The organism is Profundibacter sp. (genome assembly GCF_056498605.1).
Genome location: NZ_JBSMEZ010000156.1, coordinates 1 through 14,167, shown reverse-complemented (window position 1 = coordinate 14,167; position 14,167 = coordinate 1). Strand labels below are relative to the sequence as shown.

The 14,167-nt window shown below is 55.5% G+C and carries 19 protein-coding genes and 1 pseudogene; 5 read left to right on the top strand and 15 right to left on the bottom strand.

What is annotated here, in order from left to right; translation table 11 throughout:
* Positions 1-69: 69 nt before the first annotated feature.
* The 15 genes and pseudogenes from ACWB12_RS15525 to ACWB12_RS15455 all read right to left on the bottom strand — a co-directional run bounded on the left by ACWB12_RS15525 (position 70) and on the right by ACWB12_RS15455 (position 9,510).
* Positions 70-453: a nuclear transport factor 2 family protein gene (locus ACWB12_RS15525; protein WP_479531005.1), complete on the bottom strand. Its 384-nt coding sequence runs from the start codon at positions 451-453 to the stop codon at positions 70-72.
* A 48-nt stretch (positions 454-501) separates the two neighbouring features.
* A complete protein-coding gene (locus ACWB12_RS15520) occupies positions 502-1,281 on the bottom strand; it encodes a succinate dehydrogenase iron-sulfur subunit (RefSeq protein WP_479531004.1) in 780 nt (259 codons plus the stop codon).
* A gap of 9 nt (positions 1,282-1,290) precedes the next feature.
* Positions 1,291-1,611, bottom strand: coding sequence for a succinate dehydrogenase (locus ACWB12_RS15515; protein ID WP_479531003.1), 321 nt, complete (start codon positions 1,609-1,611; stop codon positions 1,291-1,293).
* A 3-nt stretch (positions 1,612-1,614) separates the two neighbouring features.
* Positions 1,615-1,944, bottom strand: coding sequence for a hypothetical protein (locus ACWB12_RS15510; RefSeq protein ID WP_479531002.1), 330 nt, complete (start codon positions 1,942-1,944; stop codon positions 1,615-1,617).
* Between the two features lie 92 nt (positions 1,945-2,036).
* A complete protein-coding gene (gene sdhA / locus ACWB12_RS15505) occupies positions 2,037-3,845 on the bottom strand; it encodes a succinate dehydrogenase flavoprotein subunit (protein WP_479531001.1) in 1,809 nt (602 codons plus the stop codon).
* 14 nt (positions 3,846-3,859) lie between these two features.
* A complete protein-coding gene (gene sdhD / locus ACWB12_RS15500) occupies positions 3,860-4,240 on the bottom strand; it encodes a succinate dehydrogenase, hydrophobic membrane anchor protein (RefSeq protein ID WP_479531000.1) in 381 nt (126 codons plus the stop codon).
* Between the two features lie 11 nt (positions 4,241-4,251).
* Complete coding sequence (gene sdhC, locus ACWB12_RS15495; protein WP_479530999.1) at positions 4,252-4,638, bottom strand: succinate dehydrogenase, cytochrome b556 subunit; 387 nt, start codon at positions 4,636-4,638, stop codon at positions 4,252-4,254.
* Between the two features lie 176 nt (positions 4,639-4,814).
* The gene (locus ACWB12_RS15490; RefSeq protein ID WP_479530998.1) at positions 4,815-5,669 is read right to left on the bottom strand and encodes a DUF4344 domain-containing metallopeptidase; all 855 of its coding nucleotides are present in this window, start codon (positions 5,667-5,669) and stop codon (positions 4,815-4,817) included.
* 172 nt (positions 5,670-5,841) lie between these two features.
* A pseudogene (locus ACWB12_RS15485) lies at positions 5,842-6,372 on the bottom strand (hypothetical protein); the annotation flags it as partial.
* Positions 6,373-6,392: 20 nt separating this feature from the next.
* Entirely contained in the window at positions 6,393-6,668 is a 276-nt protein-coding gene (locus tag ACWB12_RS15480) for a hypothetical protein (RefSeq protein ID WP_479530997.1), read from the bottom strand.
* A 23-nt stretch (positions 6,669-6,691) separates the two neighbouring features.
* A complete protein-coding gene (locus ACWB12_RS15475) occupies positions 6,692-6,856 on the bottom strand; it encodes a hypothetical protein (RefSeq protein ID WP_479530996.1) in 165 nt (54 codons plus the stop codon).
* A 19-nt stretch (positions 6,857-6,875) separates the two neighbouring features.
* Positions 6,876-7,904 carry a MaoC family dehydratase gene (locus tag ACWB12_RS15470; RefSeq protein ID WP_479530995.1) on the bottom strand — a complete coding sequence of 343 codons (1,029 nt, stop codon included), beginning with the start codon at positions 7,902-7,904 and terminating at the stop codon, positions 6,876-6,878.
* On the bottom strand, positions 7,905-8,108 hold the full coding sequence (locus tag ACWB12_RS15465; RefSeq protein ID WP_479530994.1) for a DUF1737 domain-containing protein: 204 nt from the start codon (positions 8,106-8,108) through the stop codon (positions 7,905-7,907). It abuts the gene before it with no gap.
* Positions 8,105-8,662 carry an NnrU family protein gene (locus ACWB12_RS15460; RefSeq protein WP_479530993.1) on the bottom strand — a complete coding sequence of 186 codons (558 nt, stop codon included), beginning with the start codon at positions 8,660-8,662 and terminating at the stop codon, positions 8,105-8,107. Before ACWB12_RS15460 ends, ACWB12_RS15465 begins: the two co-directional genes overlap by 4 nt.
* A 2-nt stretch (positions 8,663-8,664) precedes the next feature.
* Positions 8,665-9,510 (bottom strand): HpcH/HpaI aldolase/citrate lyase family protein, encoded by an 846-nt coding sequence (locus ACWB12_RS15455; RefSeq protein ID WP_479530992.1) that lies wholly within the window; start codon positions 9,508-9,510, stop codon positions 8,665-8,667.
* Between the two features lie 294 nt (positions 9,511-9,804).
* Here ACWB12_RS15455 and ACWB12_RS15450 point away from each other — a divergent pair, with 294 nt between their 5' ends.
* The 5 genes from ACWB12_RS15450 to ACWB12_RS15430 form a co-directional block, all read left to right on the top strand.
* Positions 9,805-10,122: a hypothetical protein gene (locus ACWB12_RS15450; protein ID WP_479530991.1), complete on the top strand. Its 318-nt coding sequence runs from the start codon at positions 9,805-9,807 to the stop codon at positions 10,120-10,122.
* 164 nt (positions 10,123-10,286) lie between these two features.
* Positions 10,287-11,249 (top strand): malate dehydrogenase, encoded by a 963-nt coding sequence (gene mdh, locus ACWB12_RS15445; protein ID WP_479530990.1) that lies wholly within the window; start codon positions 10,287-10,289, stop codon positions 11,247-11,249.
* A gap of 75 nt (positions 11,250-11,324) precedes the next feature.
* On the top strand, positions 11,325-12,518 hold the full coding sequence (locus ACWB12_RS15440) for a hypothetical protein (RefSeq protein ID WP_479530989.1): 1,194 nt from the start codon (positions 11,325-11,327) through the stop codon (positions 12,516-12,518).
* Positions 12,519-12,693: 175 nt separating this feature from the next.
* Positions 12,694-13,887, top strand: coding sequence for an ADP-forming succinate--CoA ligase subunit beta (gene sucC, locus ACWB12_RS15435; protein WP_479530988.1), 1,194 nt, complete (start codon positions 12,694-12,696; stop codon positions 13,885-13,887).
* Positions 13,888-13,893: 6 nt separating this feature from the next.
* Positions 13,894-14,167: hypothetical protein (locus tag ACWB12_RS15430; RefSeq protein WP_479530987.1), on the top strand; the 274-nt coding region annotated here is incomplete at its 3' end.

Here is a 14,167-nt window from a genome sequence, read left to right as displayed (position 1 = left end):
GAAAGTTCCTTAAATGGATTTCACATAGGGTAACACCGTTCCCTGCCCACCCCAAAATGAAAAATAGCCTCAGAACATCCCGTTCGGATTGGCACTTTCCCGTGGTAAAACCTGCAACACATCCCAATGCTCTAGAATCTTGCCATCTGAATCGAGCCTGAATATATCAATACCGGCATAATCCTCACCACCCGGCCAAATTTGGTGACAATGCAGCACCACCAGATCACCCTCGGCAATCACGCGCTTGAACTCAACTTTCTTGTCAGGATGCTCGCGCTTCATTTTCTCGAAATAGGTGATGAAGCCAGCAACACCGGATGTGACATGCGGATTATGCTGGATATATGTACTACCCACATATTTATCGACTGCAGCGGCTGGCTCGCATTGATTAAACATCATGTCGTAAAACGCTATGACGTTCTTTTTGTTACGCTCCAGATCGGCCATTGTCAGGATTTACTCCGGTTATTACATCACGGCCCAAACTGTACCGATCTAAATCGACCGCTGAACCATCAATTTCTTGATCTCGGCAATCGCCTTAGCGGGGTTCAACCCTTTGGGGCAAGTGTTGGTGCAATTCATAATCGTATGACAGCGATACAGCTTGAACGGATCATCCAGCTCGTCCAGCCGCTCGCCTGTCGCCTCGTCGCGTGAATCAATGATCCAGCGGTAGGCGTGCAGCAATGCAGCCGGCCCAAGGTAACGATCCGAATTCCACCAATAGCTCGGACAGGACGTGGAACAGGCGGCGCACATTACGCACTCATACAGCCCATCCAGTTTCTTGCGATCATCAATTGACTGTTTCCATTCCTTTGCGGGCCGGTTGGTTTTGGTTTCCAGCCACGGCATGATGCTGGCGTGCTGGGCATAGAAATTGGTCAGATCAGGGATCAGATCCTTGACCACAGGCATGTGTGGTAACGGATATATCTTCACGTCGCCCTTGATTTCATCCATGCCGTAAATACAGGCCAGCGTGTTGATCCCGTCGATGTTCATCGCGCAGGACCCGCAAATGCCCTCGCGGCAGGACCGCCGAAACGTCAGGGTCGGGTCAATCTCGTTCTTGATCATGATCAGCGCGTCCAGAACCATCGGGCCGCATTTGTCCATATCGACGAAATAGGTATCAACCTGCGGGTTCTTGCCATCATCTGGGTTCCAGCGGTAAATGCTGAGCTTGCGGATGTTGGTCGCACCAACAGGTTTGGGCCATGTTTTGCCCGTGACCATCCGCGAATTTTTCGGGAGCGTTAGTTCAACCATATCTAAGTCCTATCCCAGACCCGAGCCAAGCTCGGCCTTTACGAAACATTTCAACGTGTCGCCGCGGGTACTGATCCCGACAACTGTATTTACGGTGCTTTGGTCCACGCCTGTCACGGCCGCTTTGGCAAGGCTGAAAATCTCTTCCGTGGTGGCGTTATCGATCACGCAATTGCTGTAGGCCTCGGTGTTGCGGCCTGGGAATTTATCAACGATGATCGGCGTAACGACCCGCTTGGCCGCTTCGCGCGATGTGTCCTGAACAATCCCGTCGGTAACACAGCCCGACAGGCCAATCATCGCCAGCCCAATTACTATTCCGCGTATCATGTCCTAATCCCCCTGCAATGACGACTGGATCGTGCTGCCCGTCTGCAAGAACAGAATTGCACGGCGACGTTGTTCTTGTGTCAATGTCGCCCACAGCGCCACATCACCTTCCAACACCGGAAAACCTGTCGGGAATGGCATTGTGCCCAGCACAGCAGTGGCGGCTGTCCGCACGGTAGTCCCTTGTGGCCGTGTGGTGCCACCCGCAGCCGCAACGCAGCGGTTAATATCGGCCAGTTCTTGCGCCGTCGCGTGGACCTTACCGGTTTTGTAATCCGGATCTAGCTGTGCGCGCGCTGTAAAGCCTGACGCATCTGCGCATCGTTCAGCCAAGGCATAACTGGGTATCCCGTTGCCTGTTGTCGACCCGCATGCTGCAAGTCCAAATCCCGTTGTTAACAATAACCGAACTGCAAAACCCTGCATCAATAGACCCTTTTCTTTGGTGCAAACTTTTTCATATCGACGCCGCCCTCATCCAGCGTCGTCAACGGGTCAACGTGAACCGGGCGGTATTTGATCTTGACCTTACCGGCTACGTCCACAGTTGCCAGCGTGTGTTTGCGCCAATCCTTATCGCCACGATCCGGATAATCCTCGTGTGCATGCGCCCCGCGGCTTTCTTTGCGGGCCTTGGCCCCGTAGATCGTGGTCAGCCCGTTGGCCATCAGGTTTTCCAGCTCCAGCGTTTCCATCAGATCGCTGTTCCAGATCAGCGAGCGATCGGTCACTTTGATGTCTTTCATATCGTCCCAGATTGCGCTCATCCGCTTGCATCCCTCGCTCAGGGTTTTGCTGGTGCGGAATACTGCCGCGTCTTCTTGCATGGCGCGCTGCATTTTCAGCCGCAGTTCGGCGGTGGAATTACTGCCGTCAGCATTGCGGATTTTATCGAAATGCTCGAAAATCACGTCAATCTTGTCTTCTGAAGAATGAGGAACCGGCGCATCCCGATCAATGATTTCGCCTGCCTTGATCGCTGTTGCACGGCCCATAACCACCAAATCCAACAATGAATTGGTGCCCAAACGGTTCGCCCCATGCAGTGACGCACTGGCACATTCGCCAGCGGCCATCAGACCCGGAACAATCGCGTCGGGGTTGCCTTTGGCGGGGTTGATCACCTCGCCCATGTAGTTTGTCGGAATGCCGCCCATATTATAGTGCGCAGTTGGCAATACAGGGATCGGTTCTTTGGTCACATCGACACCGGCGAAAATACGCGCGCTTTCGGCGATGCCAGGCAGGCGCTCGTAAATCACCTCGGCGGGCAGATGGCTTAGGTTCAGGTGGATATGATCCTTAAGCGGCCCAACGCCACGCCCTTCGCGTATTTCGATTGTCATGCAACGGCTGACAACATCGCGGCTGGCCAGATCCTTGAAGGTGGGCGCATAACGTTCCATGAACCGCTCGCCTTCCGAGTTGGTCAGATACCCGCCTTCGCCACGCACCCCTTCGGTGATCAGCGCACCCATACCGTAAATGCCGGTCGGGTGGAACTGCACGAATTCCATATCCTGCAACGGCAATCCGGCCCTCGCCACCATGCCGCCACCATCGCCGGTGCAGGTATGTGCGGATGTGCAGCTGAAATAGGTGCGCCCCGCCCCGCCGGTGGCTAAAACCACCATCTTGGCGTTGAAGCGGTGCATGGTGCCATCATCCAGCTTCCATGCCATGATCCCGGTGCAGGCACCATTGTCATCCATGATCAGATCCAGCGCGAAATATTCGATATAGAATTCGGCGTTGTGTTTCAGGCTTTGACCATACAGCGTGTGCAACATCGCGTGACCAGTCCGGTCAGCGGCGGCACAGGCACGGGGCACCGGCTTGCCTTCGCCATAATCGGTGGTGTGACCACCAAAGGGGCGCTGGTAAATCTTCCCGTCCTCGGTGCGGGAAAACGGCACGCCATAATGTTCCAATTCGTAAACTGCACGCGGCGCTTCACGGGCAACATATTCGATCGTGTCGTTGTCGCCTAACCAGTCGGACCCTTTGACCGTGTCATACATATGCCACTGCCAGCTGTCCGGCTCCATATTGCCAAGGCTTGCAGCAATCCCGCCCTGCGCCGCAACTGTATGCGAACGCGTCGGGAAAACCTTGGTGACGCAGGCGGTCTTCAACCCCTGCTCGGCCATCCCCAATGTGGCCCGCAGACCAGCACCACCTGCCCCCACAACAACAACATCGTATTCGTGGGTCTCGTATTCATATGCAGCCATGTTACTTCTCCGGCTCAGGCACTAAAGGCGATTTTGGCGATGGCGAAAACGGCGGTGACCGCAACACCTCCCCAAATCAGTTTGTTCATAATCAGTGAAGCCAACAAAATGCGTTGGCCATGCACATAATCCTCGATCACCACCTGCAAACCTTGCTGCAAATGCTTGCACAAAACGATGAAGAACATCACCGCCACCAACGCATGATACGGGTGTGCATAGGTTTGCAACATGGTGCTGTGGTCCGCCCCAAGCGTGCGTATGAAGGGAAATAAGAACATCAGGGAAAGCGGGATCAACGCAATTGACGTCAGACGCTGTGACATCCAGTGGCCCACGCCGCTGTGGGATGTTCCCAACCCGTCAACACGTTTACGATCGGTAATATATGACATCTATTTCCCCCTCACATCGCCCAGACGATGCACAGCACCGTGGCGACAAGTGACAATATGAACGCGACCCAGCCCGAACGCCGAACCGTTTTCATGCCCATGCCGTTGACTGCGTCCCAGCGCAAGTGGCGCAGCCCGTTGAAAAAATGGAACCAGAACGCCCACAATGACGCGACAAGGATCAGCAGGCCAAACCACGAAGTCAAAAACCCGTCGACCAGTTTGAAATACCCCGGCCCTGTCGCTGCCGCTAAAAACCACCACGCGATTAGCACTGTGGCCAGCGCCATGCTGATGCCGGTAAGCCGGTTCAGGATCGACAGGACCGATGTGATTTGCGGACGGTATATTTGCAAATGGGGCGAAAGCGGGCGATTGCCCTGATTTGCGTCTGCCATGAAGTATTTCCTTTCAGGATCAATTGCCTGTGGTCAGCATAATATTATCCAACTTACCAATGATGAATAACCGCATTTCTGCCCTGAGTCACGTGATCTAGCGCAATGTTAGCGCAAATATTTTCGTGATGCTGTTATTTTGTGATCACAGTCAAGCAATGCGTGATCACAAACCGTTATTTAGGCGCATCACGATACAGTTCATCAATATAATTGGTGCATACGGTGATCTTTTCACGGCCCGATGAATAGAATGCGTAAAAATTACTGCCACGCCCGCACCGCTTCACGACGACCCGCAGGCGCCTTGGCAAATTATACTTTTCATTCACGGTTTTCACTTCGGCCTCGATGACTTCAGCAGCCCGTATTTGCAGGCCGGACCTGGCACTTTGGCTAAAGTGCATTGTCTCGCCCGATTTTGCATCCTCCATCCGCTTAATAATCGGATCCCAGCTATGTTTGGCCAGAATGAACTCATCCTCGCAAATATCGGCCCGGTCCTCTGGCAGTCCCATTTCCTCGGCAAATTCGGCACGGCGTTTCGGTGCCCCCCCAAAGGTCAGGCAAACAATGTTGTAATAGCGCTGCATGTCGGGGCCATGCTCGTCCGCCCAGTCCCATTCACGCCCCTTGCCATTCATCTTGACCGCGTCCACTTGAAACCCGCGCGCAGCCCCGCCATTGATCGCAAGCGCCTCTTGCTCGTCAAATAGGCGGTCCACCATGATCACACTGAACACATCAGCCACGTCTTCTTCCTGCCCCAAAACCGGCAGCTCCATAGTGTCAATCAACGCATGGGCCAGTTCATGGTAAAAGGTCGACACCAGATTGGTGCGCACAAACTCAAACCCCTCAGGGTCCAGCGCGATTTCATCAGGTTTACCCTGCTTGCTCCCGTCCTGGTGTTCCGCCTGCGAAATCGTTTCCTTTGCGATTTTATCAACCTGCTTGTTCACGCCACCTTCAGCAACGGCTGCAATCGGCAGCAGCAGGGCAATCGACAAAATATACGATAGTTTTTTCATACCCGATTTAGACCGGTATCGCGGCCCAATAGTCAAGGCTCAAACTATTGAACCTCCATCCCTTTAAGCAGCGCACCCCCCATCGCATTACGCAATGGCGCAATCTCGGCTTCGATCCTGTCAAAACCCACATGATCAGGTGTCACAGTAGTTGCTACATCCCCAAGCAACGTTAAATAGCGATCCGGAATGCGGTCGGCGGGTGGGTGGAATCCACAGCGCTTTCTTCCTGCCGCATCGCTTCCAGTGCTCTGTCACGCTCCCCCTCTGACGCATGACAGATCGCCCGCGCCAATTGCATCATCACCTCTGTTCCGCTTTGCATGCCCGAAGGATGAAGCTCCGCCATTTCCGTGTCCAACAGTATGCTAAGCGATGACTTCTCAAGCAGCCCGATTGCTGGCTCAGCCCCCGAGACCCCTGCCCCACATGCGTCAGCTAGATATTCAGCCCGTTGATGCTCAACAAAGCTCAACCGTACCATTGCGACCCAAATCAGTTCAACCCCGAGCCGCGGCACCACTAGCAACATTTCTGCCAGCGTTTCACCCGTAGCAATGTCATCTTCAAAATCGATAAAGCGCGATGGTGACAGCAACAAGTCCCATTGCTCCAGCGTATATAGCGCCATGGAAATCAAGCGTCCACGTGCCGGATCATTGTTGACCTGATGCGCCAGCTCGTGCGCGGCAAAGGCAATTCGCTCATCCGCGTTGCGCTATCTCATAACAGCATGCCGATGCCAATGATCCGCTCCCGTTTGCGCCCCAAACCGGTTTCCCACAAATAGCCGTTCAAATCATCCGTGATCTGGATACCATCAACCCGCGCCGCGCCCAGCGCGTCCGATATGGTATCAAAAAATCCGAACAATGCCGGAAGATCACCTCGCCGGAAGATTTTCTCATGGTTTCGCATCCGGCGCGGCACCAGCGCCCACCCTGCCATGCAAACAACCACCCCCAGTATGATGAACAGGATATTGGGAAAATCGAGCATAAAAATCCACACACCCGCCGCAATCAAAAGAAACGGCGTTTTAGGATAAGACCCGCAATTCCATTGGCCAGATACAACGTAGACGGCGTACGGCTGACATCCCCCTTCACATAATCCTTATGGGCATCCAGAAATATGCGCTCACCAATCCGGTGATTAAGTTTCTTTCGCCAGTTTTTCTGTATCATGGCCTTCCCTAACGCCTGATCAAACCGGCATCACCGCCCAATAATCCAAGTCCAGCAGCACATCTGGTAAGTATTTCCCGTCCTCACCACGCAATTCAAACGCAGCACCTTTGGTCGCCACCGTGCGCAGCCGGATCAGCCCGACCCCGGGGGCATTCGCCTGCGCCACGTCCAGAACTTCGGACCACGCCCGCACCGTATCGCCCGCAAAACAAGGGCTTGCGTGCGCCCCTGCATTGATCCCGACAATCATCTGCGCATTGGCCAACCCGTTGAAACTAAGGCTGCGCGCCAGTGAAATGATATGCCCGCCATAAATCAGCCGCTTGCCATCGGTGCGTGCTGTGGCGTCAAAATGCACCTTGGCAGTGTTCTGCCACAACCGCGTTGCCATCATGTGCTCGGCTTCCTCAATCGTCACCCCATCCACATGGTCAATCTGCTCGCCAACCGCGTAATCCCCCAGCCGATGCGCCTCGCCCGCCAGCCCGAAATCATAACCGCTAAAATCCAGCCCCTCCGGCAACACCAACTGACCCGCAGGCACAACATTGGCCAGATCAGGGATCACAGTGTCAGGTGCAGGCACATCCAGATCACGCTTTTTCACCATCACCCAGCGCACATATTCCAGCACCACTTCGCCGCGCTGGTTTGTGCCGGTTGTCCGCACCCAGACCACGCCGTTTTTACCACTGGAATTCTGCTTCAACCCGATCACTTCGCTAGAGGATCGCAACGTATCGCCCGCATAAACCGGCCTTAACCACCGCGCCTCGGCATAGCCCAGATTGGCCACCGCATTCAGCGAAATATCCGGCACGGTTTTGCCAAACACCACATGAAATGTGATCAGATCGTCCATTGGTGACGCTTCCAACCCACAGTTGCGCGCAAATTCATCGGATGAGGCCAGCGCATGCCGCGCAGGATACAGCGCATGATAGAGCGCCCGCTCGCCCCCCGACAACGTGCGCGGCACCGCGTGGTCAATCACCTCGCCCAGCGCATAATCCTCGAAAAATCGCCCCGCACTTGTCTTGGCCATCTACTGCGCCCCCAGTTTCATTTCAGGCGTGTATTCACCTTCAACGTCCTTGGTCACCGCCTGCCCGCATCGCATCACCCCGTTGGCCTGATCAAAGCCGTAAGTAGGTGATCCATACAGCTCCCACCCCTTGCTCAACGCCTCGGAAACCTTGTGGCAAAAGGCCGATGTGTCATCTTCGGTCAGCAATCGATACAGCTTCATCCGTATGTCCCCCGAAACGGGCTATACCCCAGCCAGATATGCACCCCTGTGATCAGCGCATACAAAACCAGCGCAATCACCAGGTTTTTTGCGTCCTTTGAAAACGGACCGACTTCGGGGCGGTCCCACGCCCCCTCGCCACGGTTCACCAGCGCCATCTGCGCCAATGCCCAAACCATCAGCCCGCCAAACAGCACCAGTGACGCGCTATCGCCATTCACCAGCAAATGCGCGATGGCCCATATCACCATGCCCCACATCATCGGGTGGCGAACCTTGGCCGCGACCCACCCCTTTGAGGTGCCCGCGCCAAACATAAACAGCGCCAGAACCATCAGCAGGTTGTTCAGATGCCCCATTCCGGCCATCGGTGTGTAAACCGCCGTGGTCTCCGCAGCGCGATACCCGATCACCATCATAATAATTGACGCCACCGTCAGAACCGCCACCAGCCCCTTGCCTGCATTCCCCATTGAGGCCCGAACACCCGGCAACACCCGCTTGAAAAAATGCGCCGCAATCCACAGCGCCACCCCTGCTATCAGTAATGTCATCCCTAACCCTCCAGTTTTGCAATCATATCGGCCTTGGCCAATGTTTGGCGTGCCGTCACAATATGCAGGTTTTCAACGATCTTGCCATCCACCACGGCCACACCCTGCCCCGCCGCCTCGGCCTTCTCGAACGCTTCAATCTGGCGCCGCGCCAAATCCACCTCTTCTGCACTCGGTGCAAACGCCGCATTCGCCACCGCCAATTGCGCCGGATGGATCAGGGTTTTACCATCAAACCCCATATCGCGGCCCTGCTCGCACTCCACGCGCAACCCGTCCTCGTCCTTGAACGCATTATAAACCCCGTCAATCACCGCCACGCCGTGGCTCCGCGCCGCCAGCAGACACATCTGCAAACTGGCCAACAATGGCTCACGATCCGCCCTGAACCGGCAATTCAGATCTTTGGCCAAATCATTGGTGCCCATTACCATGCCCGCCAGTTGTGGATGCGCGGCAATCTCGGCTGCATTCAAAATACCCCGCGGCGTCTCCATCATCGCCCAGATTGGCATGTCGCCAACCAATCCGGCCAAAGCCTCCACATCCGCAGCACGATTCACCTTCGGCAGTAAAACCGCATCCGCCCCCTTGGTCGCCGCAATATCAGCAGCCCCCCATTCGGTATCCAGCCCATTGATCCGCACAATCCTGAACCGAGCGCCGTAATCCTGCGCCAATGCCGCCGTCAACATCCCCCGCGCCGCCACCTTTTCCTCGACCGCAACGGCATCCTCCAGATCAAAAATAATTGCATCCACATTCAGCCCGCGCGCCTTCTCCAGTGCGCGCTCTTTGGATGCGGGGATGTATAAAACGGAACGAAAGGGATGTGCGAGCTGATCCATGATTCTGCCTCTTGGTAATAATCTTGCGCAGAAGGCAACATTTCAGCACCAACCCGCAAGCCCTTTATGACCCCGTCCCTCCGTTTCTTTTTTGCTCAAATATCCCCGCCGGAGGCATTCGCGCTTTGGCCCGCAGGGGCGACGCGCTTGGGGCGACGCGCTTGCGCGGCGCAATCCCTGCAATCACGCTTTACCTCTCATTAACCAAAACGCCCCCCAAATTAACCATATCTTTTCACCTCTCGGCGCAGGTTGAAACAGCAAGAGGAGGGCTTTTGAGGAAAGGTATGGAACATGAACAAGAAACTGCTGACACTTTCACTGGGCATCGGGGCAATCCTGCTCACCACCCAACACGCCTATAGCCAAAGCGCCAATTGCGCCAAACGCGACGCCGTTGTGACCCGCCTGGCGACAGCTTACGGCGAAACCCGCCACAGCATGGGGCTGGGTGCAAACAACGCGGTGATCGAGGTGTTCGCCTCGGATGAAACCGGCACATGGACAATCACGGTCACCACAACCGACGGCATGACCTGTCTTGTCGCCTCGGGCCAGGCCTTTGAAGCAATGGCCGAACGCTTGATCCCGGACAGCGAAAGCGACGCCTGAATTTATGCATAGATGCCCTCCAATAAGGCGCGGGCGTCTATGCCAACCGATCACATTCAAATCAACGGATTTGACGCCACCCGATTTGCCTGTTCAAATGCCTTGCGCGCGACGGCAGGAATAGATACGCAAACAGCGAAATAATCGGATCAGGAGATCACACAATGGCCAGAGCCAAAATCGCCCTCATCGGCGCCGGACAAATCGGCGGCACACTTGCCCACCTCGCAGCAATGAAAGAACTCGGCGACGTTATCATGTTCGATATCGCCGATGGCGTGCCGCAAGGCAAATCACTCGACATCGCCGAAGCAGGCCCTGCCGAAGGCTTTGACGCCACCATGAAGGGCACCACAGATTACGCCGACATCGCGGGCGCCGACGTTTGCATCGTCACCGCAGGTGTGGCCCGCAAACCCGGGATGAGCCGCGATGATCTGCTCGGCATCAACCTGAAAGTAATGAAATCGGTTGGCGAAGGCATCGCCAAACACGCGCCAAACGCGTTTGTGATCTGCATCACCAACCCGCTCGACGCCATGGTTTGGGCCTTGCGCGAATTTTCCGGCCTGCCTCACAATATGGTTTGTGGTATGGCAGGTGTTCTGGACAGCGCCCGTTTCCGCCATTTCCTGTCGCTCGAATTCGGTGTCTCGATGCGCGACGTCACCGCCTTTGTTCTGGGTGGCCATGGCGACACCATGGTGCCGCTGACCCGTTATTCCGCTGTTGGCGGCATCCCGCTGCCCGACATGGTGAAAATGGGCTGGTCTACACAGGAAAAAATCGACGCCATCGTGCAGCGCACCCGTGATGGCGGTGCCGAAATCGTTGGCCTGCTGAAAACCGGATCGGCGTTTTACGCGCCCGCCACGTCCGCGATCGAAATGGCCGAAGCCTTCCTCAAAGACCAAAAACGCGTGCTGCCTTGTGCCGCTTACGTTGATGGCGCCCTTGGCCTTAACGGGTTCTACGTTGGCGTGCCCACCGTGATCGGTGCTGGCGGCATTGAACGGGTGATCGACATCCAGCTGTCCAAGGACGAGCAGAAAATGTTCGACTCCTCGGTCAACGCGGTCAAAGGTCTAGTTGATGCCTGCAAAGCGATTGATTCCTCTCTGGGTTAGGTTTTCCTTACTTGTAATCAGACAAAAGGCATCCCATCCTTATGGGGTGCCTTTTGTTTTACTAGGAGTAATTTCATGCGCTTAGCCCTTCCCCTCACCCTTGCATTCCTCGCCACACCTGCGTTGGCCGACACGAACAGCCTCATCGCTGAAAACGGCCTTGCCGGTGCGCTCGAACAGCTGTCTGCCCAAGCCGACAAAACCCCGTCCGACCAGTTCGCCCTTGGGGCTGTCCACTTCCTGCGCGGGGTCGAAAAAACCTTGCAAGTCCGATGGGAACATAACGCGGTTCTGGATGACCTCGACATCCCCGTTCTGCGCCTGCCCGTGCCATCAAATCCGGACGCCAAACCATTCCGCGCCGATCTGATCACCAGCCTTTTCACCGAAATTCTGACCGATATGGATGCCAGCCGCACAGCACTTGCCAGCGTCCCCGAAGGATCTGAAGTGTCGCTGGACCTTAACCTTGCCGACCTGTGGTTTGACATCAACATGAACGGCACCCGTGATCTGGGCGAAGGCGTGATCGAAGTCGGCGCATTTACCCTGATGGGCAGCCCCGACCTGGGTGATGCGGATAGCATTCCGCCCATGGACGTGCGCTTTGACACTGCCGATGTGGCATGGCTCACAGCCTATACCCATATGGTATCGGCGGCTGGCGAAATGGTCGTCGCGTTTGACCCGACCGAAGCAATCACCAACGTGATGGATGCCAACGCCAAAATGATCGAACTGCGCGGCGACGCCCCGCAGGATTTCGGCTGGGACATGCAGTTCGGTGGCTGGGTTGACCAGTTCGCCATGGCTTACGGTGCCTTGAACCAGCAACCCGACGCCACCCACACCCGCGCCGCCCACGCGCATTTTCTAAGCATGATTACCGAAAATAAAACCTTCTGGGCCACGCTCGCACTAGAAACCGATAACGAGCGGGAGTGGATTCCGAATGACAACCAAACCGCCGCTCTTGGCTTTGAATTGGCCCCTGGGACCGGCGACGCTTGGCAGGCCGTGCTTGCCGACGCCGAAGCCCTGCTAAACGGTGACCTGCTGATCGAATACTGGCGCATCTCGCCTGCTGGCGGCGTGAACGTCAAAAAGATGTTCATGGATCCGCCCATCGTCGATATCGTCACTTGGGTGCAAGGCTCTGGCCTGTTGCCTTATCTGGAGCGCGGCCCGATCATAACAGGGGACAGCCTGAGCCGGTTTGAAGATATGACCGGCGGGAATATTTTCATGATGTCGTTCCTGCTGAACTGATTTGGAAAGCTGGAAAACGAATCGAATTAAAACTTTGTGATCACACTTATTGTTAGTGTGATCACAAAATCCATTAATCACGATTATTTCACCGTGAAACCACGAAAAACCGTTTCTTTACCTACATCCTTCATGCTTACTACATAAGAACAGTAGACAATGATGGGACAAATCAGTGAACATTCATGAATACCAAGCCAAGGAACTTCTGCGCACCTATGGTGCCCCCGTATCCGATGGCCGCGCCGTTCTAAAAGCCGAAGACGCCAAAACCGCTGCGGGCGCACTGGATGGCCCCGTCTGGGTGGTCAAGGCACAGATCCATGCAGGTGGCCGTGGCAAGGGTAAATTCAAAGAGGCTGATGCAGGCGATGCGGGCGGCGTGCGCATCACCAAATCGGTGTCCGAGGCCGCGGATGAAGCCCGCAAAATGCTGGGCCGCACATTGGTCACCCATCAAACCGGCCCCGCTGGTAAACAGGTCAACCGCATCTATATCGAAGATGGCGCGGCGATTGACAAAGAATTCTACCTCGCCCTGCTGGTGGACCGTGGCTCGTCCCGCATCTCGTTCGTCTGCTCGACCGAGGGCGGCATGGACATCGAGGAAGTCGCGGCATCAACCCCTGAAAAAATCCTGTCGTTCAACGTCGACCCCGTGACTGGCTACCAGGGCTTCCACGGCCGCCGCATCGCGTTTGCACTGGGGCTATCCGGCAAGCAGGTCAAACAATGCGTCGCCTTGATGGGCACGCTCTATAAACTGTTCACCGACAAAGACGCCGAGATGCTGGAAATCAACCCGCTGGTTGTCACCAACGATGGTGATCTGGTGTGCCTCGACGCCAAAATGGCATTCGATTCCAACGCCACGTATCGCCACGCCGACATCGCGGCCCTGCGCGATGAAACCGAAGAAGACCCCAAAGAACTGGCGGCGTCGAAGTTCGACCTGAACTATATCGCGCTGGACGGTGAAATCGGCTGCATGGTCAATGGCGCGGGACTGGCGATGGCCACGATGGACATCATCAAACTCTACGGCTCCTCCCCCGCCAATTTCTTGGACGTGGGCGGCGGCGCCACCACCGAAAAGGTGACTGAAGCATTCAAAATCATCACCTCGGACCCGCAAGTGAAGGGCATTCTGGTCAACATCTTCGGCGGCATCATGCGCTGCGATGTGATCGCCGAAGGCGTCGTTTCTGCAGTCAAAGAAGTCGGCCTGAAAGTGCCCCTCGTGGTGCGCCTTGAAGGCACCAAAGTGGAAGAGGGCAAAGCCATTATCAACGGATCAGGTCTGGATGTGATCGCAGCGGATAATTTGTCGGATGCGGCAGAGAAGATTGTGAAAGCGGTGAAGGGGTAGATAGAAATGCGCACAACGCTAATCGCCACTGGTTTTTCTGTTTTCTTGTTTTTTTCAGCTTGCACCACGTCAGATTTTTTCGCGGAGGCAAAAGTCGTGAAGATTGACGGTAAAGAATATATGGTCCGGCAAATCCCAAACCGCGGCAATACATGGCAAGCAGTGGCCAACCGCCCAACCCTGAATGAAACATTGGTGATCCTTCCCGAAGAATACGGTCGGAATGTTCGCGCCATTGAGGCTATTTCAGGCTGCAAAGTCGATCTCACAACAATTCAAA